This window comes from Streptomyces sp. NPDC002328, assembly GCF_042890065.1.
GTDB lineage: Bacteria > Actinomycetota > Actinomycetes > Streptomycetales > Streptomycetaceae > Streptomyces.
Genome location: NZ_JBIARQ010000014.1, coordinates 142,147 through 165,568, shown reverse-complemented (window position 1 = coordinate 165,568; position 23,422 = coordinate 142,147). Strand labels below are relative to the sequence as shown.

Genomic DNA, 23,422 nt, shown 5'->3' with positions numbered 1-23,422 from the left:
CGAAGCCTTGTCGGGTCAGCCCCGGACGATGTTCTGGGCCTGCGGGCCCTTCTGGCCCTGTCCGATGTCGAAGGTGACGTGTTCGCCTTCGGTCAGCTCGCGGAAACCGCTGCCCTGAATCTCGGAGTAGTGCGCGAACACGTCCGGACCACCGCCGTCCTGGGCGATGAACCCGAAGCCCTTCTCAGAGTTGAACCACTTCACGGTGCCGCTGGCCATACCGGTCTTTCCTTCGTCCATACCCAGGAACGGCCCGCTGCCGGGCATCGTTCCGGCTCCCGCGACAGCAGGAGCCAAGAGCCGTTGTACCCCGGACCGCCCCGCTTATCCGACCGACGACACGTCAAAAGTTCTTGTCGGTGACGATCCACCCCAGATCCGCCCCAGGTCCGCCCCAGGTCCGCCCCGGATCCGCCCCGTCGGACCGGCGCTCGGGCCGCGCGGCGGGCGAAAACACGTTGGCCGACCGCCGCCGGGCTGCGACGATGCCTCTGTTTCCCCAGCGGAGGACATTTGTTCGTCTTTGTGTGTGCGGGGTGCGGCACCGGACTGACCGCCGCGCTGTCCCAGGTCGCCCTGCCGGCCCACGCCCATCAGAAGTACGGGAACGGGCTACAGCTCCCGGTGCTCATGGAGCCGGGCACGTTCGCCGTGGACCCGGAGCCCTCGGGGCCGCCGTGGCGGAGGTGGGAGGAGATCGGTCCGGAGGAGGCGGCGGCCCGCGGCGTCCACGCCCCGGTCCACGCCCTGTCCGACGGCGCGCCCGGCGCGATCGTCATCGCACCCGGCGACACGCGCGGCACGGTGCTGATCCCGGAGAACGCCGACGGCTACTGCTGCGGCCTCGACGGAGCCGACGGCCCCAACCTGGCCTGTGAGGCGTGCGGGCTGCCCGTGGCGAGCAGGATCGACGACTGCTCGCTCTGGCAGGCGGTGTGGCTCGCCCCCGACGCCGTGCACCGCCTCCCCGTCGACGGCACGGACCCCGCACCGCTCTCCTGGGCGGAGCTGACGGCGGAGCCCGCGGCGGGAGGACGACGCACTCCCCCGTTCGAGCCGATCACGGCGTGGGCGTCGCAACCGGGGCTGCACCACTGGTGGTCCTGGAGCCCCCGGTGGGAGGCGGCGGCCGGCGTGGCGCTCGCCCACCTCCTCGCGGCCTCGGAAGGCCGACCGGTAACGGTCCCGGACGGCCTGACCGCGGAGGTCTTCCGACGCGCCCTCGACGCCCTGCTCCCCGCGGGCCCGCCGGCCCGGCGCGCCGTCCTGGCCGGACCGGAACGGCCCACCCCCGGCGCGGACGCCGACATCCTCCTCGTACCGGTCCATCCGCAGACGGGCGAGCCCTGGTCGCCGGCCGGTCCGACCGTCTCGGCGTACGCGGTGCCGCTGCCGTTCGGGGTGTGGCTCTGGCTGACCTCGCCCGACCCGTACCCGCCCCTCCCGGCCTCGGGCCGCATGCCCCACGGCGTCCTGCGCGACGACCCGCCGCCCCCGCACCCCCATCACCTGTTCCGAACCGACCCGGCGGCGTTCCGCCACACCCTGGTCCGCCTGCCGACCGTCCGCAGCCCCTGGCTGCGCGAGATCCTCAAGAACGGGCCACAGCAGGCAGGAGCCGGCATTTTCTAGCCGTCGCCGTCGCCGTCGCCGTCGCCGTCGCCGTCGCCGTCGTCGCCGTCGTCGCCGCCGCCGTCGCGGGGCTGTGACGGCGCCTGTGACTGCGGCTGTGGGTCCGGGTGGAGGCCCGGGCCGCCGGACGGGGGGCCGGCCAAGGGCGTGGGTGAGAGGACCGAGGGTTCCTCGCCTGCTTCCAGGAGGGTGTCGGCGGTGCCGACGACGAGGGGGTCGGGGCGGCCGACGGCTTCTTCGTCCTTGCGGTCGTAGTCGATGCGCCACAGGAGGCTGCGCATCGCCTCCAGCCGTGCTCGGCGCTTGTCGTTGCTCTTGACCACCGTCCACGGCGCGCGTTCGGCGTCGGTCGCCCGGAACATCGCGACCTTGGCGGCGGTGTAGGCGTCCCAGAGGTCCAGGGAGGCCAGGTCGGTGGGCGAGAGCTTCCACTGGCGCACCGGGTCCACCTGGCGGATGGCGAAACGGGTGCGCTGTTCGGCGCGGGAAACCGAGAACCAGAACTTCACCAGCAGTATCCCGTCGTCCACGAGCATCGCTTCGAAGGCCGGGCACTGCCGCAGGAACAGCTCGTACTGCTCCTCGGTGCAGAAACCCATCACCTTCTCCACGCCGGCGCGGTTGTACCAGGAGCGGTCGAAGAAGACGATCTCACCGGGCGCCGGCAGATGGGCGACGTACCGCTGGAAGTACCACTGCCCCGTCTCCCGCTCGGTCGGCTTGTCCAGGGCGACGATCCGCGCCCCGCGGGGGTTGAGCCGCTCGGTGAACCGCTGGATCGTGCCGCCCTTGCCCGCCGCGTCCCTGCCCTCGCAGATCACCACCAGCCGGGCCCCGGTGTCCCTCACCCACCGCTGGAGCTTGAGCAGCTCGATCTGGAGAATCCGCTTGGTCCGCTCGTACTCCGCCCGTCGGATCTTGTGGTCGTACGGATAGTTCTCCTGCCACGTACGGATAGGGGCCCCGGAGGCGTCCAGGAGCACGGGTTGTTCGGGCCGGCGGTCGTCCACGCTCAGCCCCGACAACAGATCCTCGGCCTCCGGCCGCTGCAGCTCGCTCTCGTCCACGCCGCACGCCTACCCGTGCGGTACGCCGGTATAGCCACGACCGGCACGAATCCAGCCGGGTGAGTGGCCGCGCCGCGGTATCGCGCGTGCCGGACGCGGTCACACCGGCTTGCGGACGGCGGTCACACCGGCTTGCGGACGGCGGTGGCCCTCGGCGTGTCGAACAGGGCGATACGGGCGGTGATGCGCTTGCCGACCGGCTCCTGCTCCATGAACAGGCTCTCGGTGACGGCTTCGACGATCTCCAGACCGTGCTGGCCGATCCTGCTGGGATCGGCGGCCCGGGCCGCGGGCAGCGCGGGATCGCTGTCCCACACGACGACGTCCACGGCGCGGGCGCTGATGCGCAGTTCCATCAGGACGGGCCCGGGGGCGTACTTGCGGGCGTTGGTGACCAGCTCGCTGACCACCAGCTGGGTGAGGTCGGTGACGCGGTCGGACACCGGCAGGTGATGGCCGGTGCGCGCGTCTTCGAGGAAGGCGACGGCGTGATGGCGGGCCTCCGCGATGCAGCCGCTGTCGCCGCCCAGGGCGAAGCCGGCACGTATCAGGTGCTCGTCCGTGGACGGCCCGGTGCAGCCGTCACCGTCGGCATGGATTCCCACTGGCCAGCCCTCACCCCCCATTTTTCCGCGCGGCCGGTACCGCGATGATGCCACGCCTGCCGCGGAGGTGTTGTTCGGCACAGCGTCCTGGGTGCATCCGGATGCGGCGGTGAGGCAGAATCGTGCGGGCACGCCTTCTGCGGGCGGGCACGAGCGCAGTCGAGGAGACGGTGACCGACAACCAGCGAGCCGACCGGCGGGATCAGCTCTTCGTCGAGCGTGAAGTGGTCGACGGGGTGCGGGTCGTGGCCGTGCGGGGCGAGATCGACCATGACGTCAAGGACGTCTTCACCGAGGCCCTGCTGTCCGAGGACGGCGCGGTGCCGCCGCTGCGGATCGTGGTGGATCTCAGCGGTGTGACCTTCATGGACTCCAGCGGGATCAACGTCTTCGTCGCCGCGCACCGGCGGGCGAGCGACGATCAGGGCTGGCTGCGCATCGCGGGCGCCCAGCATTCCGTGCTGCGTCTGCTGTCGCTGGTCGGCATGGACGCCCTCATCGCCTGCCATCCCGACGTCGAACAGGCCCTGAACGCCTGACGGCCGCCGGGGCACTCCGCCCCGAGACGGTCGCCCCCATGCCCGCCCGCAGGGCTCGCCCTCGGGCCCGCTCCCAGGTCGCCCCCAGGCCCGCACGCAAGGCAGACCGGACGGCACGGTTCCAGCGTGTGGAATGCGCCGCACGCCGGGCCTGCGCCGGGAGGAACTGGCCGCCCTGGCCGGGGTGAGCATCGACTACTACACGCGGCTGGAGCGCGGCCGGGAGACCAACCCAGCCCTTCCGTGGTCGACGCCCTGTGCGCCGCGCTGCTGCTGGGCGAGCCCGAGCGTCGGCACCTGCGCGAGCTGGCCGCGTGCGCGGCCCTCGGCCGCACGGTCGGGTGCGTCGCCCGTCTGCGCGCCCTCGCCGGCGTCAAGCCGGACGCCCCCGACCTGACCGCCCCTGGTCGACGAACTCCTCACGAAAAGCCCCGACTTCGCCCGGCTGTGGGAGCGTTACGACGTCAAGGGCGGGCGACACCGGCCGGCGCCTGGTCGCCTACCACGCCGCTCCGGGAACGCCGGAGTACGACGTCCTGGTCGAACTGGACCGGCAGCCGAGCACGGCCGCCGCCGCCGCGCGGAAGTCTCGCAGCCGCTGACTTCGCCCACCGGGTCAGGTCGCCGGCCGGAGTTCCTGGGGCCGATCACCCGCAGCAGTTCGAGCCGATCCCGGCGCGGTGGCCCGCGGCGGCGGCCTGATCGCCGCTGCCGGGATGGGTCTGGCGCTGGCCGTTCCCACCGTGCCCGGTAGCGTCCTCGGCTTCGCCGCGGCCGGCCTCGGCGTGGCCACCCTGGTCCCCGCGGCGATGCACGAGGCGGACGAACTCCCCGGCCTCAAGCCCGGGACGGGTCTGACCGCCGTCTCCTGGCTGATGCGCCTGGGCTTCCTGCTCTCCCCGCCGGCGGTCGGACCGATCGCCGACGCGACCGACCTGCGGACGGGACTGCTGGTGGTGCCGGCCGCCGGGATACTCGTCGTCGCGCTGGCGGGCGTTCTGCAACCTCGACGACGGTGAGCAGTGACGCGCTGGAGTGTACGTTCGTACACTCCAGGCGGTAGGGTGCGTGGCATGCCGACCGACTACTTCGCGCAGGACCCGCGCACCAACCTGGAACGGATGCTGGCCGGGGACCTCTACATCGCGGACGACCCCGAGATCGCCGAACGGCAGCAGCGGGCCGTGCGTCTCGCGGCCCGCTACCAGGCCGCCTACACGGAAGACGCCCGCGCCGCCGAGCCGGTCCTCGCGGAGCTGCTGGGCTCGGTCGGCGAGGGGGCGCATGTGCGGCCGCCGTTGTACGTCGACTACGGCAGCAACATCAGCATCGGCGCCCGCACCTTCGTCAACTACAACCTGACCGCGTTGGACGTCGCCCGGATCACCGTCGGCGAGGACTGCCAGATCGGGCCCAACGTGCAACTCCTCACTCCCACGCACCCATTGGAGCCGCAGCCCCGGCGGGACAAGCTGGAGGCCGCGCTTCCCGTCACCATCGGGGACAACGTCTGGCTCGGCGGCGGCGTCATCGTCTGCCCCGGGGTGACGATCGGGGACAACAGCGTCATCGGCGCGGGAGCCGTCGTCACCAAGGACATCCCCGCGAACGTCGTCGCCGTCGGCAACCCGGCCCGGCCGGTCCGCGAGATCTAGGCCGCCGCAGCGATGGCCACCGGACACACGGACCCGCGGCGCCGTGCGCGCATTCTCGCCGCCGCCCTCGACCACATCGCCGAGGAAGGCGTCGCCGGGGTCTCCCACCGCAAGATCGCCGCGCGGGCCGGCGTCCCGCTCGGCTCGATGACGTACCACTTCAGCGGCATCGACGACCTGCTCCGCGAGGCCTTCACCCTTTTCGCCGACCACATCGTGGCCGTGTTCGAGGAGCACCTCAGCCGCGCGGACGACCGCGAACAGGCCCGTGAGGCCGTCACCGACCTCGTCCACGCGCTCTCCGGGGGGCCCCGACGCGACCTGGTCATCAGCCAGGAGCTCTACACCCTCGCCGCCCGCCGCCCGGAGTACCAGGAGCTCACCCAGGCCTGGATGCGCCGCAGCCGGCACATGCTGGAACGGCACTTCGACCCCGACACGGCACGCCAGCTCGACGCCCTCATCGAAGGGCTCACGCTGCACCGGGCGCTGGACAACGGCGCACCGCACAGCCGCGCGCTGACGAGCGAGGCCGTCACTCGCATCACCACTCCGCGCGGCGGCGGCCGACCGTGAACGGCTGTCCCGGCCGGCTTCCGCCGCGCCGCCCGGCGGGTCAGCCGATGCCGGCGACCGCGTCGAGGATCGTGGTGGCGACCGCTTCGGGCGCGGAGGCGGGCAGCGCGTGGGAGGCGCCCGGCACCACGACGGTCGCCTTCGCGCCCGCGCGCTCGGCCATGAAGTGGTGCGCCTCCAGCGGGATGTTGCGGTCCAGCTCCGGGAAGACGAACCAGGACGGCACGGCCCTCCACGCCGGCTCGCCGGACGGCTCGTTGAGCGCGGTGTCCCTCAACGGGCGCTGCGCGGCGGCGTCCAGAGTCGCCGTCTCGACCGGCAGGTCGGCGGCGAACTGCTGGTGGAAGGCGTCCTGGCGGATGTAGATGTCGGAGGTGCCGTCCGCCTGCGGGACGAGCTCCAGGACGTCGGGCAGGGTGCTGCCGGGGAACTTCCCCGTCAGCGCGCCGATGCTCTCGCCGGGCTCCGGCGCGAACGCGGCGACGAACACCAGCGCGCGCACGCCCGGCAGGCCGAGGGCCGCGTTCGAGGCGACCGCTCCGCCGTAGGAGTGGCCGACGAGGACGACGGGGCCCTCGATCGACGTGAGCAGGCTGCGCAGGGCCTCCGCGTCGCCGGACAGGCTGCGCAGCGGGTTGGCGAACGCGATCACCCGGTGACCGGCGGCCTGGAGGCGCGCGGTGACGGCGTTCCAGGCGGAGGACTCGGCGAACGCACCGTGCACGAGGACTATGGTCGGCTGGTCGGACATCAGGTGCTTCTCCAGATCATGAGGGCAGGACGACATCGTGTGCGGGGTCCCGCACAGTCTCGGGGCCGCGCACCGAACACGGCGCTCGGTGCGCGGCCCGGCGGCCATTACAACACCAGGCCCGGCGAACCAATTGCCTTTGCGTGCACGGGTATTGGCCTGTGTCGGCCCGGCGGACCCACGGGCGTCGGGCTCCCGCGGCGGTGAAGCCGGGACCGGGCCCTCCGCGTCCGCGGACGTCACCGGCGCGCCGTGGAGGAACGGAGACCGATGCCCGTAAGTCCGGTGTAGAAACCAGGTAGATCGGCGGTGTGCGGCTGCGTTTTGCCGGGCACCAGGAGCCACGGAGGTTGATAACTATGGTTCCCTTGCTTCTCGTTCTGCTGCTGGCCCTGATCCTCTTCGGCGCGGGTTTCGCGCTCAAGGCGTTGTGGTGGATCGCCGTCATCGTGCTGGTGGTCTGGCTGCTCGGCTTCGTCGTACGCACGGCGGACACCGGCGGCCGTAAGGGCCGCTGGTACCGCTGGTAGCAGACCAAGCGTCAGCCTGCCTTTGGGCCCCGGGAACGACCCCGGGGCCCACGGGCATGTCGTGACTCGGAGGAACAGGAGTCAGCGGTCCTGGGCGAGGGCGTGCAACTCGCCCAACAGGCTGCCCTCGGTGGCGACGAGGTCCTCGAAGCGGCCCTGTTCGCGGATCCGGCCCTGGTCGAGGACGACGACCCGGTCGGCCATTCTCACGTTGTCGAGCCGATGTGTGACCACGATCGTGATGCGACCCGACGCCATCGCGCGCAGCTCGCGGAAGATCAGGTGCTCACCGCGGGCGTCCATCTCGCTGGTCGGTTCGTCCAGGACGAGGACGGCCGGTTCCCGGTACATCGCCCGCCCGCACGCGAGGCGTTGCCACTGTCCGCCGGACAGTTCGTGTCCGCCCCACACCGATCGGGCCAGCAGCGTGTCGAGCTGTTCGGGGAGCCCTCGGAGGGCGTCGCCCATGCCGACCCGTTCGGCGACCTCCCAGATCCGGTCGTCGCCGTGTTCCTGCGGCTGGCCGAGGGTGATGTTCTCCCGTGCCGCCAGGGGCCAGTGGCCGTTCTTCTGCGGGACGAGGCCGACATGCCGCCACACCGATTCCGCGTCCGCGGCGGCCAGGTCGGTGTCGTCCCACAGGACCGCTCCCTCGCTGGCCGTGGTCAGCCCGGTGAGCAGTCTGATCAGCGTGGACTTGCCGGCGCCGTTCTCGCCCACCAGGGCGACGACCTCACCGCGCCGGAGGGTGAGCGTCGTCGGGTGCAGCGCCGGCTCGTCCTTGGACGGGTAGGTGAAGCCGGCGTTTTGGAGGCGAATCTGTTGCGGCGCCTCGACCTGCGTCGCGCCCCGGGCCGTGGTCATGGAGCGGACCTCGTCGACGAACTCGTAGTAGTCGCTGAGGTAGAGCCCGTGATGGAACATCACCGCCCCATAGCGAACGATGGAGTTGAGCGCCCGCCCGGCGGTCTGCGAGGCGACGACGGCCGTGCCGGCGATCGCCGCCGACATCGCGCCCGTGAGGACCAGCGCCGCCAGCGAAGCCCACATGCCGAGCGTGAACACCCCGGCCAGCGTGGCGGCGAGCAGAGTGACGAGCAAGTAGGGGCGTGCGCCTTCGAGTTCGCGGCCCTCGACCCGGTCGCACATCGTCCGGTACCAGAAGTGCAGGTACGGCCGCATCGTGTTGGCGCGCAGTTCGTCGGCGAGCTCCGCGGTGGTCAGCCACCAGCGCATCATGCCCCGCACGTTGCGGGCGGAGATCGTCCGGTCGTGGACGCGGTAGTCGATCCGGGCGGCGATCACCCCGCCCATCCCCCGCGGGACGACGGACAGCACGAGCACACCGAGGAGCAGCGGGTGCAGGGAGGTGAGGACGGCCGCCGCGGAGAGCAGTTGGACGAGGCCGTTGGTGAGCGTCTTCGCGTCGTCGGCGAGGTCGACGGCTCGCAGTGCGCCGATCTCGGCGGCCTGGCTGCGGTCCGTGAAGCCTGCGGTGTCGTAGGCGGACAGCTCGGCGCGCATGTGCAGGTCGACCAGGGTGAGGTCGGCGGCCGAGGCGATCTTCGGGTTCAGCCGCCGGGTCGCCCAGTCCGCGAGGATCCACATGGCCGCCCCCGCGGCCATGGCGACGACGGCGAGGGTCAACGCCGGCCATGCCTGTTCCAGTCCCTGGCGCGGGTCGGGCGTCAGCAGCTTCGGCAGGGCTTCGGCGACGGCGCCGAGCATCACCGCCGTCCCCACGCCGGACAGGAGCTGGCAGACGACGATGGTGGCCGTCATCCGCCGATCGACGGACCAGGCCAGCCGCGCCGTCTGAGCCAGTGCCCTCGGAATCCGGCCGGCCATGTCCCACAGCGTGGCGTCGTCCATGGCGCGGCGGTGCTTGCGGCCGTTGTAGTCGAGTTCGGGCGGCGCGGTCGGCTGGGGCAGGGGGTGGGGTTGGGGTTGCGGGTTCGAGGACCGTGCCGCCGGGACGACGGGATCCTCGGCCGGCAGTGCCTCGTCGCCGCCTCGCTTCTGCGCGCCGCTCATGCGCCCCACCTTGTGGACGGTCGTGATGCGGACGCGAACAGAGCACGACGGACATCGACCGGACGCCGGAACGCGGTCGGGAAAGCGGCCTGAGCCGGGGGATTTTCGAACGCGGGGTGAAGGGGGATGAGTACGAGCACGGGATTCACGACTTCTCCTCGATGGGCGAAAGGGCCAGAGCACTCCGTACAACGCCCCTGATCACAGGACCGATACGGGCCGCATCGAGCGAACGGTCGACCAAAAGTTCGACGCATGACGCGACAGCCAGGAGCTGTCGGCCCGAGCACCTGACACCTGTCCGTTCGATTCACTCGTCAAGGTGACGGTGACGGGGGTGTAGCCCGAGCGGGGGATTGCGTGGGGGGCTGCGGCCACACCAAGTTGCCGCGCCTGGGCGCTGAAGCAACTGGAAGGATATGAAGCCGCCGAGAAGTTGCCAAGGTTTCGGAAGGTCGGGGCAGCGCTCCAGATCAAGGTGAAGCCCAGCTGAGTTCAGGCGTGCCGAGCGCCGGCTTACCCAACTCGTCGACGGGAGAAGCCTCATGAACCATGACATGTCGTCTGCCTCCACAACCGGGCGGTCGGATGCCGCCGCGCGACCGGCAGTTCGCGCGGCCGCGCCCGGCGACGCCGAAGGCATCATCCGGATGCGCTCCGAGCATGTGCTGTCCGAGCCCCTGAGCGAGGACTGGATCCGCCGCTGCACCGGCGAGTTGGCACCGCGCCTGACGCCGACGGGTGACGCCCGGGCCTTCGTCATCGACGCCCCGGACGGCTCGCTCGCCGCCTGCGCCCTCGGACTGATTCACCCCGTACTGTCGGGACCGGCCTACCCTCGCGGGCTGGCCGCCCGTGTGCAGGTCGTCGCCACACACCCGGGCTTCCGGCGTCGCGGCTTCGCCAGGGCCGTGGTCTCGGCGCTGCTCGACCGCCTCCGTACTGAACGCGTCACGCTGTTCGAGCTCCATGCGAGCGAGCTGTCGGCACCGCTCTACCGTGAGCTGGGGTTCGCGGGGAGTCCGGCGCTGATGCGGATGACGCGTCTCGAAGCACCAGTTGCTGCGAGCGATCCGGAGAGCGGCCCTGTCTCGACGTCGCCCGAGCAGTACGCCGAGACGGTCCTGAAGGCCACCGCCTTCGCGTGCGTCTATTTCACCGACGAGGAGGGCCGACCACTCCAACTACACTCCGTCCACTCCCCCACTCACCCATGGCAGTTCGTCGGCGGGACGATGGATCCGGGCGAGCGCCCCTGGCAGACGGCCGTGCGCGAGTGCCGGGAGGAAACCGGCCTGACGCCCGCCGGGCCGCCCCGGCTCCTGGCCACCGTTTACGGGCTGCCGGGCGCGGGGTGGCCGTACAGCACGATCGGCTGTGTGTTCGACGGCGGTCGGCTCACCGCGGAGCAGATCCGCAGGATCTCCCTGGACCCGGAGGAGCACGACGAGGTCCGCGTCCTGGCCTTGGCCGAGTGGGAAGCGCTCATGCCGCCCCGCGACTTCGCCCACCTGCGCGCGGTGGACGAGGCCCGCCGCACCGGCAGGGCCGGGTACTTCGAAACCTGGGACCGGGGGACCGAATGAACCGCCCGTACGGCAAGCGAGACCGGCACGTAATCACATCCCATGCCGCACCCGCACCCGATGCGTCCGGCTTGCCTTCGGTGCTCGGGGTGTTCGCTCATCCCGACGACGAGAGCCTGCTCGCAGGCGGTGTGCTCGCTCAGCACGCCGCAGCCGGCGCTCGCACGGCGGTCGTCACCGCGACCTGGGCTCCGGACAGTACCCGGGCCGACGAACTCGATGCGGCTCTGGCCGTCCTCGGCGCGGGTGAGGCGCGGATGCTCGGGTACGCCGACGCCCGCAACCCGGCGTCGGCACCGGGGCAGCTCCGGTGGTGCGACCTGGACCTGGACGACGCCGTCGGCCAAGTGGTCGCGCACATCAGGGACTTCCGTCCCGACGTCGTCGTCACCCATGACGCGCTCGGGCAGCTCACCGGGCATCCGGATCACCGGCGTACCCACCAGGTCGCTCTGCTCGCCGTGGAGGCCGCCGGGCTGCCCCACCTGTACCCCGAGGCCGGTGAGCCGTGGCGGAGCAGCGCGCTCTACGCGGCAACCCATCCGGATTCAGCGGTCGGTGACCTCGGTCCCCTGCTGAGCCGGGTCGGCAAGACGTTGCTGAGCGTGCCGGACGACCACGTGTCCGCCGCCGTGGACGTGTCGGGGCAGCTCGACCGGAAGTGGGGTGCGATCTGCGCGCATGCCGGCCAGCTCCGGGGCGAGCGACCGCTGCCCGCCTTGCCGGCCCGCCTCGATGAGCGGAGGCGGGACCGGATCCTGGGCACCGAGTACTTCAGCCGCATCGGCCTCGTCACACCGCGAGGGTGCGAAGGGACTCCGGGTTCTTCAAGTCTTCTCGGTGGAGGATGAGTTCACGGCCCAGCAGCAGTGTGCGGCGGGAGGCCGGGACCTGGAGTGGGTCGGGCAGCGTCGTCAGGTCCGTCAGGTGGGCGAAGCCGATGATGCGGCGGATGATCTCCGTGCCGGCGAAGCCGACCGACTCCGTCCAGACGCGGTGCAGGAAGCGGGTCAGGTAGGCGTCGTCGAAGAAGGTGTCTACGCGTGAGGGCCACAGGCGGCGGAACTCGGTCTCGAAACCCTCCCAGCTCAGGGCCAGTTGGTCGGCGTGGTCGCCGTCGGTTCCGAGGGCCTGGGCTCGGGCCTCGGCGACGAGGACGTTCGCCCAGTACAGGCCGAGGTCGTAGCCGATCGGGCCGACGAAGGAGAACTCTGGGTCGAAGACCCGGACGACCTCGGCGCCGTCCCGTCGGCCGACCATGACACTGCCGGTGTGCAGGTCGCCGTGGAGCAGTGCCTGACCGCTCGTCATGAAGGCATGGCGGAGGTCGGCGACCTCAGTGCGCAGGCGGGCGTCGGCGCGGAACTCGGCGGCCAGGTCGTCCAGTTGCGGGTGCCAGTGATTGTGCTCGTGCTCGACGTACGGCTCGGAGAGCACGACATCCTCGGTGATCTTGCAGAGTTCGGGACTGACGGACGCCGCGATCAGCGCCTTGCGCTCGGCGGAGGGCATGCCGAAGTCGGACGTGGCGAAGGAGAGTCGGGCGACGAACTCGCCGACGCTGCGGGAGGTCCCGGAGCCGTAGGAGGCTCCGTCGTTGAGGAGGGTGCGCAGTACCTCCAGATCGGACATGTCCTCCATGACGAGGGCGTGGTTCTCGGGGTCGTAGCCGTGCACGGCCGGGATCTTGTCGGGCGCGACACGGGCGACCTGGAGGTAGGCCCGCGCCTCGGCGTCGGCGCGGTCGGGGCTCATCGGCCAGGACGGTCCGGCGACCCGCACCCAGGGCAGGGCCTGCTTGACGGCGAGGCTGCGGGCGCCGTCGGCGGAGGAGGCCAGGAAGACGCGGTTCATGTTGCCGTCGGAGACCTCGCGGACGGCGATGTCGTCCAGGTCCTCCCAGTGGCCCCGCTCGTGCAGGTAGCCGGGGATGTCGTCGGTCTCCAGGATGCGGTAGCCCATGGGTCTCCTCAGGAAGTGCGGCGCTTGGACAGGGTGAAGCTGAAGACCAGGGCGAGGATGAGCACCGCTCCCTCGACGACGTCCTGCGTGTAGTACGGCAGGCCCTTGATGGTCAGGCCGGTGGTGATGATGCCGATGAGGACCGCGCCGAGGGCCGTGCCCCAGACGTTCGGGCGGCCACGGCCCAGGACGGACGTGCCGACCAGCGCCACCGCCACCGCCTCCAGGAGCTGCGAGGTGCCGGCGCTCACATCGCCCTGGCCGATGCGGGAGGCCAGGATGAGGCCGCCGATCGAGGCGAGGACGCCGGACAGGACGTAGGCCAGGGACCGGTACGCGCCGACGCGGATGCCGGCCAGGCGGGCGGCCTCGGGGTTCGCGCCGATGGCGTACAGGACCCGGCCCCAGCGGGTGCGGGCCAGGAAGACCCAGGCGGCGATCGTCAGGCCGCCGAAGACGATCACGGAGATGGGGACGCCGAGGATCGTGCCGCGGTCGATGCGCAGGAATCCCTCGGTGAACCTGCCGGGCGCGGTGGAGCCGTCGTCCAGGGTCATGCCGGGGGTGATGGACTGGCCGTCGACCAGGATGAGCTTGGTGCCCTGGATGACGAACATCGTGCCCAGCGTGGCCAGCATGTCGGGGATCTTCAGTACGACGATCAGCAGGGCGTTCAGCAGGCCCGCGGCCGCGCCCGCCGCGATCACCGCGAGGATCGCCACCGTCCCGATCTGGTTGTGGACGACCATCGTCTGGGCGGCGACCGAGACGCCGAGGCCGGCGACCGCGCCGACGGACATGTCCATTCCGCCGGCGGCCATGGTCAGGGTGACGCCGAGGCCGAGGATCGCGGCGACGGACACGTACCGGAGCGTGTCGAGGAGGGTCGCCGACTCACGGAAGGAGCCCTCGCTCAGCGCGAAGTACAGGAAGAGCGCGACCGTCACGAAGATGAAGCCGTACTTGATGACGGCGTTCTGGACGCGTGCGGAGGTCGTCGTCGCGGGCGGAATCGCCGCCTTGGTGGGGACCTCGGTGCTCTGGGTGGTGGTCATGGGTGCTGCTTTCTTCGGCGGCAGGCGTCAGACCGACGCCGAGATGGTTCGGATCACGCGGTCGCGTTCCGCGTCCTCGCCGTATGCGTCGAGGTGGATCTCGCCGGCCGCGAGGACGACGACCCGGTCGGCGACCTCGAGGACCTCGTCGACGTCGGCGGACAGGACGAGGACGGCTGCGCCCTCGGCGGCGAGGGTCCGGGCGCGGCGGCCGATGTCGCGACGGGCGCCGATGTCCACGCCTCGGAACGGCTCGTCCAGGATGAGGACGCGCGGGGTCTCGGCGAGCCAGCGCCCGACGACGACCTTCTGCTGGTTGCCGCCGGACAGCTCCTCGACGGTGCTGTGCTCGTCGCGGGTGACGACCCCGAGCGCGTCGACGGTCTCCCGGCCGAGGTCGTTCTCCCTGGCCGTGTTGACCCATCCGAGCCGGGACATGGACTTCAGGAACGGCAGCGAGATGTTCTGCGCCACCGACCAGCCGGGGACGAGGGCGTCGGCGTGCCGGTCCTCGGGGACCAGGTGGACGCCGCCGCGGATGGCGTCGGCCGGGCGGCGGGGCGCGTACGGGCTGCCGTCCAGCTCGACCGTCCCCTCGGGGAAGGGCTCGGCGCCGAACAGCCCGCGGGCCAGCTCGGTCTTTCCGGCGCCCAACAGGCCCACCACTCCGGTGACTTCGCCGGTGCGCAGGTCGAGGTCCAGGGGTGTGCGACCCTCGAAGAGCCTTACGCCGCGCAGGGAGAGCACGACCTCCCCGGCCGCCCCTTCCCGGACCGGGCGGGCCGTGGTGGCCTCCTGCGCCTGGGCCAGCATCGCGCGCAGGGCGGCGTCCCAGTCGAAGGGCCTGACCTGGTCCTCGGTGAGACGGCCGTCCCGCAGGACGACCAGACGGTCGGCGAGCGCTTCGATCTCGCCGAGGCGGTGGGAGACGTAGAGCACGGCGATGCCGTCGTCCCGCATGCGCTCGACGAGCGCGAAGAGGCGTTCGGCCTCGGCGGCCGACAGGGCCGAGGTGGGCTCGTCCAGGATCAGCAGCCGGGGACGGGTGGCCAGGGCGCGGGCGAGGATGAGCAACTGGCGGTCGGAGATGCCCAGTTCGGTGACGTCGCGCCGGAGCAGGGCGTCGCTCCAGTCCAGGTTCAGGCCGGCCTGGATCTCCCGGGCCCGGGCGAGCAGCCTGCGCCCGTTCAGGAAGGGGTTGCCGCGGCTCTGCGCGAGCTCCTCGAAGACCAGGTTCTCGGCGACCGTGAGGCCGGGCACGATGCCCTCGGAGATGCGCTGGTGGACCGTCTGGATGCCCAACTGCCGTGCGGCCAGCGGTGAGTCGAGGCTCACCGGTGCCCCGTCCACCCGGACCTCTCCCCCGTGGCCGGAGTGCACGCCGGACAGGATCTTGATCAGGGTGGACTTGCCGGCGCCGTTCGCGCCGAGCAGCGCGACCACGCTGCCCGGGGCGATGTCGAGCGATACGGACGCGAGGACCGTCTTGCCGCCGAACGCCATGCTGACGTCGGTCAGACCGACAGCCGCCTGCCCCTCGCCGACCTCGGGACCTGTGCCATGGTCGGGGTCAGGACCGGTGCCATGACCGGGGTCAGTGGGCGACATTGGCGATCCAGTCGGCGGTGCTGACCTGGGAGAGGTTCAGCGCGGGCAGCGCCTGACGCAGCTGGTCCATGTTCTCGATCTTGTTCTTGCGCAGGAAGTCCTGGGTGATGGCGACGGCCGGGAAGGACACGGTGTCCTTGTTCAGCTGTCCGGCCAGCTCCAGCGCGGTGGTGCGGACGACGGCGGCGCCGACCGCGGACGGGTCGGTGCCCGCCGTGGCGACCCACGGGCTGTCCGCCGCGGTCATGTTCTGGATGTCGGCGTTGGAGACGTCCGCGCCGAAGACCTTCACCTTGTCCTGGAGCCGCTTGTTCTGCACGGCGAGGACGGCGCCCTTGGCGAGTTCGTCGTAGGGGGCGAACACGCCGGTCACGTCGGAGTGCTGGGTGAGCGCGGCGGAGACCAGGGGAACGTTGTCGGTGGCCGTGGAGTCGGTGACCTTGCCGACCTTGAACTCCTGCTTCCAGGCGTGGGAGTCGACGGCCGTCTTCCAGACCGAGTCGCGCTTGTCGAGGGCCGCGTACCCGGCGACGTTGACGTAGCCGACCTTGGCGTTCTCGCCGAGGTCCTTCGCCATCACGTCGAGGACGGCCTTGGCCATGCTCGCGTCGTCCTGCTCGGTGGTGACGACCCCCTTGGTCGCGGTCTCCACGTCGTAGACGATCACCTTGATGCCCTTCGCGACGGCCTTGTCGATCTCCGGCTGGATGGTCGCCGGGAAGCCGTGGTCGACGATGATCGCCTGTGCGCCGGAGTTGATGGCCGAGGACAGGTCGGTGGCCTGCTTGGCGTTGTCGGCCTGGGCGTCGTACACCGTAAGGTCGATGCCGAGGGCCTTGGCCTGTGCCTTGGCGCCGTTGCCCCACTGCTCGAAGTAGTCGCCGGCGCCGCTCTGCCGGACGAGGGCCACCTTGACCGCGCCCTCGCTGAACGGGGCGGGCTTCTTGCCGGTGGCGGCCGAGGCCGAGGCGGCGCTGTAACCGCCGGACTTGGCGGAGGCGTTCGAGGACTGGGCGCAGCCCGAGAGGACCAGGACGGAGGCGGACGTCAACGAGAGCGCGGTGAGCGCGAGTCGGGCGCGGGACATGAGGGGCTCCAGGTGGGGAGGGCGGCGCGGCCCGGTACGAGGGGCGACGACGCCGGGGAGGGCGTGGGACAACGCGAGGGGGAGGGCGGGCTCTTGGTCCGGAGCGCGAACGGGCGCCGTCGAACGGCACGGGACACAGGCCCTCGTTGAGGGCGTGGGAGGGCTCCGGGAGGGGTCAGCGACAGCTGGCCGTGGTCGACCGGAGCAGGTCCACGTACAGCCGCCGCACGAGCAGCGGCGTCTTCATACGCAGATCATGAGAACGTTTTCGGCCACCCGTCAAAGGGAGGGAAGCGGTTTCTCACCAGGTGAGACACATATGGGGTCGCCCGCGGCCTTCGTCCGACCTGTGGTTACCATCTCGGGACCGGCACCCGATCCGGCACAGTGAGGCCCGATGACGACACGTCGCGCGAACGCGCTGCCCGCACAGGGCATACAGCGCGGCCCCGGCCTGCGGTGTCGCGGCATGCGGTGTCCCGGAGCGCGCTGTCCCGGCGCGTGTTGTCGCGGCTGATCCCGCCGTCCCCCGCTGCCGCGACGCCTCCCCCGACCTCCCCCGCGGACCGGTCCGCCCGTCCGGTGACCGTCTCGGAATCCGGACTTCCCCTCGCTTCCCTGGAGTTGTCTCTCATGACCCTGCTGACGACATGGCCCGAATCCGGCCCCGAGACCCAGGTCCGCCGCACCGCGGACCCCGCCGAGATCGCGGAGGCCCTCAAGCCGCTCGGTGTGCGCTTCGAGCAGTGGCCGATCCGCGAGGACGTGCCCTTCGACGCCGACAGCGACACGGTGTTCGCCGCGTACGGCCCGGAGATCGACCGGCTGAACGCCGAGGAGGGCTTCACCACGGTCGACGTCCTCGGCCTGCACCCGAGCGACGACCCCGAGTACCCGGCGAAGGCGAAGGCCGCGCGGGAGAAGTTCCTCCAGGAGCACACCCACGACGACGATGACGAGGTCCGCTTCTTCGTCTCCGGCTCCGGCATCTTCTACCTGCACGTGAACGGCGAGGTGCACGCGGTGCTCTGCGAGAAGGGCGACCTGCTGGGCGTGCCGCGCGGCACCACGCACTGGTTCGACATGGGCACGAAGCCGTCGTTCACCGCGATCCGCTTCTTCCACGAGGAGGACGGCTGGATCGGCAGCTTCACCGGCTCGACCATCGCCTCCCGCTTCCCCGACTACGACACGATCGCGGCCGGCCACAAGGCGGACGGGGCGGCGGGCGGGGCGGCGGCGTGAGCCTGCCGGAACCGGCCCCGCGATTCGACGTGGACGCCGTGGTCCTCGACATCGAGGGCACCACGAGCGCCACCGGCTTCGTCGTGGACGTGCTGTACCCGTACTCGCGCTCCCGTTTCGAAGCACTGCTCTCCGAACGGAGCGGTGATCCGGAGGTGGCCCGCGCTGTCGCGCAGGTGCGCGAGCTGACCGGCGATCCGCGAGCGGACGCGGAGGCGGTCGTGAAGACGCTGAACGCCTGGCTCGACGAGGACCGCAAGGCGACCCCGCTCAAGACGCTCCAGGGCCTCATCTGGTCGGAGGGCTTCGCCCGCGGCGACCTCGTCTCGCACTTCTACGACGACGTCGTCCCTGCGCTGCGCCGCTGGCACGAGGCCGGACTGCGGCTGTACGTCTACTCGTCGGGGTCGGTGGCGGCCCAGCGGGCGTGGTTCTCCTCGACCCCCGAGGGCGACCTGCTGCCTCTGGTCCTGGGACTCTTCGACACGGAGAACGCCGGACCCAAGCAGGAGCCGGAGTCGTACCGCCGTATCGCTCGGGCGACAGCCCTGGCGCCCGAGCGGCACCTGTTCCTGTCCGACCGGCCGGGCGAGCTGGACGCGGCCCGTGCGGCGGGCTGGCACGCCGTCGGGATCCGGCGTCCCGGAGAGCCGTACTACGAGCAGGGGGTCGGCGACCACGCGCAGGCGGGGACGTTCGACGAGATCAGCATCAGCACGACGAGGAGCACCGCGTGACCGCCGACATCACCGCACTCGATCTGGAGGGGGCGGGGGCCGCCCTCGCCGCCGAGTCCGCCCGGTTCGCCTCCCTCGGCTGGATGCGCGGCACCTCGGGCAACCTGTCCGTGGTGCTGTCCCGGGACCCGTTGCGGCTCGCGGTCACCGCGAGCGGTCACGACAAGGGCGAACTGACGTCCGCGGACGTGGTGTTGGTGGACGGGCAGGGCGCCGCCGTGCACGGGGGGAAGCCGTCGGCGGAGGCCGAGCTGCACGCGCGGGTGGCCGCGCTGACGGGCGCGGGCGCGGTGGTGCACGTGCACACCGTGGCGTCGGTGGCGATGGGGAGCCGGCAGCCGGGCGGAATCGTCTTCAAGGATCTGGAGATGCTCAAGGGCGTCGGCCAGCCGGCGCACGACACCGAGGTGACCCTGCCGGTCATCCTCAACAGCCAGGACATGAAGGTGCTCGGGGACCGGTTGGAGGCGGCCCGGGATCCGCGGATGCCGGCCGTGGTCGTGGCCGGGCACGGTCTGTACGCGTGGGGCGCCGATCTGCGGCAGGCGCGTCACCACACGGAAGTCGTGGAGTGGCTGCTGGAGTTGGAGCTCACGCGGCGCTGAACGGTGGTGAGGGCCACGGTCGGGCGACCGCGGCCCTCCTGACCGTGCCCCTCGCAGCGCTCGCAGCAGCCTTCGCAGCTCACCACCCAGCCGTTCAGCCGTTCAGCCGCTCGACCGCTCCACCGCTCCACCGCTCCACCGCTCAGCCGCTCAGCCGCTCAGCCGCTCAGCGCAGCCGGTCTCCGGGCAGCTCCCCCGCCGACACCTCCAGCACGCCCCGTTCCGTCACCAGCGCGCTCACCAGCCGGCCCGGCGTCACGTCGAACGCCGGATTGCGGCCGCGCGATCCGGCCGGTGCCGTGCGCACGCCCGCCCACTCCAACACCTCGTCCTCGCCGCGGAGTTCGATGTGGATGTCGTCGCCGGAGGGCGTGGACAGGTCGACGGTGGTCGTCGGCGCCGCCACCATGAACGGGATCCCGGCGTACGCACACGCGAGAGCGACGCCCACCGTGCCCACCTTGTTCGCGGTGTCGCCGTTGGCCGCGATCCGGTCGGCGCCCACGATCGCCGCGTCGATCTCGCCGCGCAGGACGGCGCCGGCGGCTGCCGCGTCGGCCTGGACGTAGTGCGGGATGCCCTCCTGGAGGAGTTCCCAGGCGGTCAGCCGGGAGCCCTGGAGCAGGGGGCGGGTCTCGTCGGCGTAGACGACCTCCAGGCGTGCGCGCGCGTGGAGTTCGCGGATGACGCCGAGTGCCGTGCCCCAGCCCGCGGTCGCCAGCGCGCCGGTGTTGCAGTGGGTGAGGATCCTCAGCGGCCGGTCCTGGCCGGTCTTCGCCAGCAGCCAGTCGGCGCCGTGCGCGCCCATCGCGCGGTTGGCCTCGACGTCCTCGCGTTGGACGGCGGCGGCCTCCTCCAGCACGGCGTCGAGGCCTTCGGGGAAGCGGGTCATGACCCGGTCGACGCACACCATCAGGTTGACGGCGGTCGGGCGGGCCTCGCGGACGCGGGCGACGGCCGCGCGCACCTCGGCCTCGCTCCAGCCCTCCTTCTCGCCCTGGAGCAGGGCGATCGCGACGCCGTAGGTGCCCGCCGCGCCGATCGCGGGCGCGCCGCGGACCACGAGACGCTGGATCGCGTCCACCAGAGTGTCCACATCGCGGACGTCGACCGTCCGTGTGTGGTGCGGCAGTTGGGTCTGGTCGATGAGCGCGAGACCGGTTCCGGTCCAGTCGACGGCGCGCAGTTCCTGCGACATAACGGGACACTCCTGATGTTCCGATGGTGCCCGCCACCGTACATGACCTGCGGGAACCACACTTCGAGACAGGTGGACGAGTGGCTGGGAACGGGTGTTACAGTCCAGCAGCCGTGTTCGACGGCCCACTTCCCATCCCACGGGTCGACATCCCCGTCCCGCAGTTCGAGACGACGAAGGAGGACGCATGCCACTGCTCACCCGGCGTCTGTTCCTCGACTTCGCTCACTGCGCCGGCGACCGCTGTCGCCGCTGAGCCGCTCCGCTCAGCACAGCGTCGCCACCTCACCCCCTTTCACGCGCCCACCGCCACGCGCGCCTTGCCGTACCCGGAAGGTCCCCCGATGCACACCAGACACCGCCGTTCCCTGCGCCTGACCGCGCTCGCCGCCGGAACCGTCCTCCTCGCCACCGCCTGCAACGCCGCCGCGAAGAAGGACGACACGTCCGCCTCCGCGAGCGGCGGCAGCAGCAAGTCGTTCATCCTCGTCACCCCGGACGCCGTCGGACAGAACGAGTTCCTGAAGCTCGCCGTCAGCGGCGTCACCGACGCGGCGAAGCAGCACGACGGGACGCGCAAGGTCTACGAGTCCACCGACACCGCCTCCCAGCAGCAGAACGTGCAGGCCGCCGTGGACGCCGAGCCGGACGTCGTCGTGCTCATCGGCTTCGAGTTCGCCGACCTCGTCGCCCAACAGGCCGTGAAGAACCCGCAGCAGCAGTTCCTCATCGTCGACGCCTGCACCGCGAAGACGTACAAGAACGTCGGCTGCGCCGTCTTCCGCGAGCACGAGGGCGTCTACCTCGCGGGCGCCGAGGCGGGGCTGCTCAGCAAGTCGGGCAAGGTCGGCGCGGTGGACGTGCTCGACACACCTCAGTTCCGACGCTACAGCGACCCGTTCGCGGCCGGCGCCAAGAAGGTCGCCGCGAAGACCGAGACGTCGACCCGCTTCGTCGGCGGCCAGTCCCCGTTCGACGACTCCGCCCGCGCCAAGGAGCAGGCCGGCACCCTGCTGTCCAAGGGCTACGACCAGATCATGGCCGCCGCCGCGGCCGGCAACTACGGCGTCTTCGAGGCGGCGAAGGCCAAGGGCGCCTTCGCGTACGGCGTCGACGTCAACCAGTGCCCGTCGGCGCCCGGCACGGTCGTCGACAACGTGATCAAGCGCACGGACGTCGCCGTGAAGAAGGGCGTCGAGGCGGTCCTCGCCGGCAGGACGGGCACCACCGTCTCGTACGGCCTGAAGGAGGGCGGCATCAGCCTGACCGGACTGGAGGAGGGCGTCGACGCGTCCCAGTGCGTGATCGCCGAGCACCCGGAGGTGCTGACGAAAGTCAAGGCGCTGCGCGACCAGATCGTGTCCGGTGAGCTGACGGTCGATGACCCGGCAGCCAAGTGACGCTCAGGCCGGGGCCGTTGCGGCCCCGGCCGTCGAACTGCGGGGCATCACCAAGCGGTTCCCCGGCACGCTCGCCAACGACGCGGTCGACCTGACGGTCCGTCACGGTGAGATCCATGCCCTGATGGGGGAGAACGGCGCGGGCAAGTCCACGCTGATGTCGGTGCTGTACGGGATGGAGCGCCCCGACGCCGGTTCCCTGTACGTCGGCGGGCGGGAGGTGTCCTTCGGCGATCCGGGGGACGCGATGGCCGCCGGGCTCGGGATGGTCCACCAGAGTTTCAAGCTGTTCGACTCGCTGACCGTCGCCGAGAACGTCGTCTACGCGGCCGAGCCGCGCCGGTTCGGGTTCGTGGACCGGGCCGCCGCCCGTCGGCGGGTGAACGAACTCGCCGAGGCGCACGGTCTCGCCGTCGACGCGGACGCCCGGGTCGGCGAGCTGCCGGTGGGGCTGAGGCAGCGCGTCGAGATCCTCAAACTGCTGCACCGCGGCGCCCGTACGCTCATCCTCGACGAACCGACCGCGGTGCTCACGCCGACCGAGGCCGACGCCCTGTTCGTCGTGCTCAGGTCGCTCGCCGCACAGGGCCGCACGGTGATCCTCGTGACGCACAAGCTGCGCGAGGTGCTGGAGGTCAGCGACAACGTCACCGTGCTGCGCGACGGCCGGGTCGCCGCCCGGCTGCGCACCGCGGAGACGACCGCCGACGAGATCGCGGCCGCGATGACCGGCCGCTCCGTGGAACTGGACCGGGTGCATCCGCCCGGCGCACCCGGGGACGTCGTCCTCGACGTCGCCGGGCTCAGCGCCGGCCCCGCCGTGCGCGAGGTCGGTCTGACGGTCCGCGCGGGCGAGATCGTCGGCGTCGCCGGCGTCGCGGGCAACGGCCAGCACGAGTTCGTCGAGGCGCTGGCCGGGCTGCGGCCGGTCACCGCCGGCCGGGTGACCCTCTCCGGGCGGGACGTCACCCACGCCCCCGCGGCCGGACGCCGCGCCGCGGGCCTCGCCTATGTGCCGGAGGACCGGCACGCGGTGGGCACCGCACCGGCCGCGTCCGTCGCGGACAACCTGGCGATGGGCCATCACCGTACGGCGCTGTCCTCCCGGCGCGGACTGCTGCCGCCCGCGGCCGTACGCGCCCACGCGCGGCGTCTCGTCGAACGCTTCGCGGTCAAGGCGTCCACTCCCGAGCTGCCGGCGTCGGCGCTCTCGGGCGGCAACCTCCAGAAGCTGCTGATCGGACGCGAACTCGCCCACGAGGCACCGCTGTTGCTGGTCGAGCAGCCCACCCGGGGCGTCGACATCGGCGCCGTGCAGAACATCCACGACCAGATCGTCGCCTACCGCGACGCGGGCCACGCCGTGCTGCTGGTCTCGGCCGAGCTGAGCGAGATCCGCGGCCTCGCGGACCGCGTCCTGGTGATGTACGAGGGCCGGGTCACGGCCGCGTACGCCAAGGACGAACTCGACGAGCGCACGCTCGGCCTGGCCATGGCCGGCGGCACGGCGCAGCGGCCCCCCGCCGTGCGGGACGGAGACGGAGACTGAC

General features: G+C 71.6%; 22 protein-coding genes and 2 pseudogenes. 14 read left to right on the top strand and 10 right to left on the bottom strand.

All coding sequences use genetic code 11. The features are described from left to right. Window positions 1-15: 15 nt before the first annotated feature. A complete protein-coding gene (locus ACFYX4_RS29770) occupies window positions 16-219 on the bottom strand; it encodes a cold-shock protein (protein WP_389339749.1) in 204 nt (67 codons plus the stop codon). Between the two features lie 294 nt (window positions 220-513). Between ACFYX4_RS29770 and ACFYX4_RS29765 the strand changes: the two genes are divergently transcribed. After that, a complete protein-coding gene (locus tag ACFYX4_RS29765; RefSeq protein ID WP_389339747.1) occupies window positions 514-1,632 on the top strand; it encodes a hypothetical protein in 1,119 nt (372 codons plus the stop codon). Here the strand turns inward: ACFYX4_RS29765 and ppk2 are convergent. Together ppk2 and ACFYX4_RS29755 are read right to left on the bottom strand one after the other, a co-directional pair. After that, complete coding sequence (gene ppk2 / locus ACFYX4_RS29760) at window positions 1,629-2,699, bottom strand: polyphosphate kinase 2 (protein ID WP_389339745.1); 1,071 nt, start codon at window positions 2,697-2,699, stop codon at window positions 1,629-1,631. The genes ACFYX4_RS29765 and ppk2 overlap by 4 nt on opposite strands. A gap of 122 nt (window positions 2,700-2,821) precedes the next feature. Then, window positions 2,822-3,304, bottom strand: a complete 483-nt coding sequence (locus ACFYX4_RS29755) for an ATP-binding protein (protein WP_389339743.1) — start codon at window positions 3,302-3,304, stop codon at window positions 2,822-2,824. Window positions 3,305-3,474: 170 nt separating this feature from the next. Between ACFYX4_RS29755 and ACFYX4_RS29750 the strand changes: the two genes are divergently transcribed. From ACFYX4_RS29750 to ACFYX4_RS29730, 5 genes and pseudogenes are all read left to right on the top strand, one after another. Then, on the top strand, window positions 3,475-3,843 hold the full coding sequence (locus tag ACFYX4_RS29750; RefSeq protein ID WP_389339840.1) for an STAS domain-containing protein: 369 nt from the start codon (window positions 3,475-3,477) through the stop codon (window positions 3,841-3,843). Between the two features lie 91 nt (window positions 3,844-3,934). Further along, window positions 3,935-4,445, top strand: a pseudogene (locus tag ACFYX4_RS29745) (helix-turn-helix domain-containing protein); the annotation flags it as partial. A gap of 75 nt (window positions 4,446-4,520) precedes the next feature. Further along, a pseudogene (locus ACFYX4_RS29740) lies at window positions 4,521-4,862 on the top strand (MFS transporter); the annotation flags it as partial. A gap of 54 nt (window positions 4,863-4,916) precedes the next feature. After that, window positions 4,917-5,498, top strand: coding sequence for a sugar O-acetyltransferase (locus tag ACFYX4_RS29735; protein ID WP_389339741.1), 582 nt, complete (start codon window positions 4,917-4,919; stop codon window positions 5,496-5,498). 12 nt (window positions 5,499-5,510) lie between these two features. After that, window positions 5,511-6,074: a TetR/AcrR family transcriptional regulator gene (locus ACFYX4_RS29730; protein ID WP_389339739.1), complete on the top strand. Its 564-nt coding sequence runs from the start codon at window positions 5,511-5,513 to the stop codon at window positions 6,072-6,074. 40 nt (window positions 6,075-6,114) lie between these two features. Here the strand turns inward: ACFYX4_RS29730 and ACFYX4_RS29725 are convergent, their stop codons facing one another. Beyond that, window positions 6,115-6,825 (bottom strand): alpha/beta fold hydrolase, encoded by a 711-nt coding sequence (locus tag ACFYX4_RS29725; protein ID WP_389339737.1) that lies wholly within the window; start codon window positions 6,823-6,825, stop codon window positions 6,115-6,117. 359 nt (window positions 6,826-7,184) lie between these two features. Between ACFYX4_RS29725 and ACFYX4_RS29720 the strand changes: the two genes are divergently transcribed. Further along, a complete protein-coding gene (locus ACFYX4_RS29720) occupies window positions 7,185-7,355 on the top strand; it encodes a hydrophobic protein (protein ID WP_132851822.1) in 171 nt (56 codons plus the stop codon). An 81-nt stretch (window positions 7,356-7,436) separates the two neighbouring features. Here the strand turns inward: ACFYX4_RS29720 and ACFYX4_RS29715 are convergent, their stop codons facing one another. Further along, on the bottom strand, window positions 7,437-9,227 hold the full coding sequence (locus tag ACFYX4_RS29715) for an ATP-binding cassette domain-containing protein (protein WP_389339838.1): 1,791 nt from the start codon (window positions 9,225-9,227) through the stop codon (window positions 7,437-7,439). A gap of 812 nt (window positions 9,228-10,039) precedes the next feature. Between ACFYX4_RS29715 and ACFYX4_RS29710 the strand changes: the two genes are divergently transcribed. Both ACFYX4_RS29710 and ACFYX4_RS29705 read left to right on the top strand, forming a co-directional pair. Next, window positions 10,040-10,975, top strand: a complete 936-nt coding sequence (locus ACFYX4_RS29710; protein ID WP_389339735.1) for a GNAT family N-acetyltransferase — start codon at window positions 10,040-10,042, stop codon at window positions 10,973-10,975. Window positions 10,976-11,064: 89 nt separating this feature from the next. Next, complete coding sequence (locus ACFYX4_RS29705; protein ID WP_389339733.1) at window positions 11,065-11,826, top strand: PIG-L deacetylase family protein; 762 nt, start codon at window positions 11,065-11,067, stop codon at window positions 11,824-11,826. Here ACFYX4_RS29705 and mtnK read toward each other — a convergent pair. The 4 genes from mtnK to ACFYX4_RS29685 are packed head-to-tail and all read right to left on the bottom strand — an operon-like array spanning window position 11,768 to window position 16,687. After that, entirely contained in the window at window positions 11,768-12,937 is a 1,170-nt protein-coding gene (gene mtnK / locus ACFYX4_RS29700; protein WP_389339731.1) for an S-methyl-5-thioribose kinase, read from the bottom strand. The genes ACFYX4_RS29705 and mtnK overlap by 59 nt on opposite strands. A gap of 8 nt (window positions 12,938-12,945) precedes the next feature. Next, entirely contained in the window at window positions 12,946-13,992 is a 1,047-nt protein-coding gene (locus ACFYX4_RS29695) for an ABC transporter permease (RefSeq protein ID WP_389339729.1), read from the bottom strand. Window positions 13,993-14,019: 27 nt separating this feature from the next. Further along, window positions 14,020-15,600, bottom strand: a complete 1,581-nt coding sequence (locus ACFYX4_RS29690) for a sugar ABC transporter ATP-binding protein (RefSeq protein WP_389339727.1) — start codon at window positions 15,598-15,600, stop codon at window positions 14,020-14,022. Then, window positions 15,587-16,687, bottom strand: a complete 1,101-nt coding sequence (locus ACFYX4_RS29685) for a substrate-binding domain-containing protein (protein ID WP_389339725.1) — start codon at window positions 16,685-16,687, stop codon at window positions 15,587-15,589. The genes ACFYX4_RS29690 and ACFYX4_RS29685 overlap by 14 nt, the downstream gene beginning before the upstream one ends. A 633-nt stretch (window positions 16,688-17,320) precedes the next feature. Here ACFYX4_RS29685 and ACFYX4_RS29680 point away from each other — a divergent pair. The 3 genes from ACFYX4_RS29680 to mtnB are packed head-to-tail and all read left to right on the top strand — an operon-like array spanning window position 17,321 to window position 19,274. Further along, window positions 17,321-17,932, top strand: coding sequence for an acireductone dioxygenase (locus tag ACFYX4_RS29680; protein ID WP_389339723.1), 612 nt, complete (start codon window positions 17,321-17,323; stop codon window positions 17,930-17,932). Window positions 17,933-17,934: 2 nt separating this feature from the next. Then, window positions 17,935-18,669, top strand: coding sequence for an acireductone synthase (mtnC, locus tag ACFYX4_RS29675; RefSeq protein ID WP_389339836.1), 735 nt, complete (start codon window positions 17,935-17,937; stop codon window positions 18,667-18,669). Beyond that, window positions 18,666-19,274, top strand: a complete 609-nt coding sequence (mtnB, locus tag ACFYX4_RS29670) for a methylthioribulose 1-phosphate dehydratase (RefSeq protein ID WP_389339721.1) — start codon at window positions 18,666-18,668, stop codon at window positions 19,272-19,274. Before mtnC ends, mtnB begins: the two co-directional genes overlap by 4 nt. A 166-nt stretch (window positions 19,275-19,440) precedes the next feature. Here mtnB and mtnA read toward each other — a convergent pair whose 3' ends face one another. Beyond that, on the bottom strand, window positions 19,441-20,472 hold the full coding sequence (mtnA, locus tag ACFYX4_RS29665) for an S-methyl-5-thioribose-1-phosphate isomerase (RefSeq protein ID WP_389339719.1): 1,032 nt from the start codon (window positions 20,470-20,472) through the stop codon (window positions 19,441-19,443). A gap of 344 nt (window positions 20,473-20,816) precedes the next feature. On the opposite strand from mtnA, the gene ACFYX4_RS29660 reads away from it, so the two are divergent. Together ACFYX4_RS29660 and ACFYX4_RS29655 are read left to right on the top strand one after the other, a co-directional pair. Further along, window positions 20,817-21,872, top strand: coding sequence for a BMP family ABC transporter substrate-binding protein (locus tag ACFYX4_RS29660; RefSeq protein WP_389339717.1), 1,056 nt, complete (start codon window positions 20,817-20,819; stop codon window positions 21,870-21,872). After that, window positions 21,853-23,421, top strand: coding sequence for an ABC transporter ATP-binding protein (locus ACFYX4_RS29655; RefSeq protein WP_389339715.1), 1,569 nt, complete (start codon window positions 21,853-21,855; stop codon window positions 23,419-23,421). The genes ACFYX4_RS29660 and ACFYX4_RS29655 overlap by 20 nt, the downstream gene beginning before the upstream one ends. Window position 23,422: the final 1 nt, after the last annotated feature.

Bases quoted from the DNA above. Each gene is read 5' to 3' on its own strand.
- ACFYX4_RS29735 (WP_389339741.1), top strand. From the start codon at position 4,917: ATGCCGACCGACTACTTCGCGCAGGACCCGCGCACCAACCTGGAACGG.
- ACFYX4_RS29725 (WP_389339737.1), bottom strand. From the start codon at position 6,825: ATGTCCGACCAGCCGACCATAGTCCTCGTGCACGGTGCGTTCGCCGAG.
- ACFYX4_RS29720 (WP_132851822.1), top strand. From the start codon at position 7,185: ATGGTTCCCTTGCTTCTCGTTCTGCTGCTGGCCCTGATCCTCTTCGGC.
- ACFYX4_RS29685 (WP_389339725.1), bottom strand. From the start codon at position 16,687: ATGTCCCGCGCCCGACTCGCGCTCACCGCGCTCTCGTTGACGTCCGCC.
- ACFYX4_RS29715 (WP_389339838.1), bottom strand. From the start codon at position 9,227: ATGGACGACGCCACGCTGTGGGACATGGCCGGCCGGATTCCGAGGGCA.
- mtnA (WP_389339719.1), bottom strand. From the start codon at position 20,472: ATGTCGCAGGAACTGCGCGCCGTCGACTGGACCGGAACCGGTCTCGCG.
- ACFYX4_RS29730 (WP_389339739.1), top strand. From the start codon at position 5,511: ATGGCCACCGGACACACGGACCCGCGGCGCCGTGCGCGCATTCTCGCC.
- ACFYX4_RS29690 (WP_389339727.1), bottom strand. From the start codon at position 15,600: ATGTCGCCCACTGACCCCGGTCATGGCACCGGTCCTGACCCCGACCAT.
- ACFYX4_RS29680 (WP_389339723.1), top strand. From the start codon at position 17,321: ATGACCCTGCTGACGACATGGCCCGAATCCGGCCCCGAGACCCAGGTC.
- ACFYX4_RS29695 (WP_389339729.1), bottom strand. From the start codon at position 13,992: ATGACCACCACCCAGAGCACCGAGGTCCCCACCAAGGCGGCGATTCCG.
- ACFYX4_RS29660 (WP_389339717.1), top strand. From the start codon at position 20,817: ATGCACACCAGACACCGCCGTTCCCTGCGCCTGACCGCGCTCGCCGCC.
- mtnK (WP_389339731.1), bottom strand. From the start codon at position 12,937: ATGGGCTACCGCATCCTGGAGACCGACGACATCCCCGGCTACCTGCAC.
- ACFYX4_RS29770 (WP_389339749.1), bottom strand. From the start codon at position 219: ATGGCCAGCGGCACCGTGAAGTGGTTCAACTCTGAGAAGGGCTTCGGG.
- ACFYX4_RS29655 (WP_389339715.1), top strand. From the start codon at position 21,853: ATGACCCGGCAGCCAAGTGACGCTCAGGCCGGGGCCGTTGCGGCCCCG.
- ACFYX4_RS29710 (WP_389339735.1), top strand. From the start codon at position 10,040: ATGCGCTCCGAGCATGTGCTGTCCGAGCCCCTGAGCGAGGACTGGATC.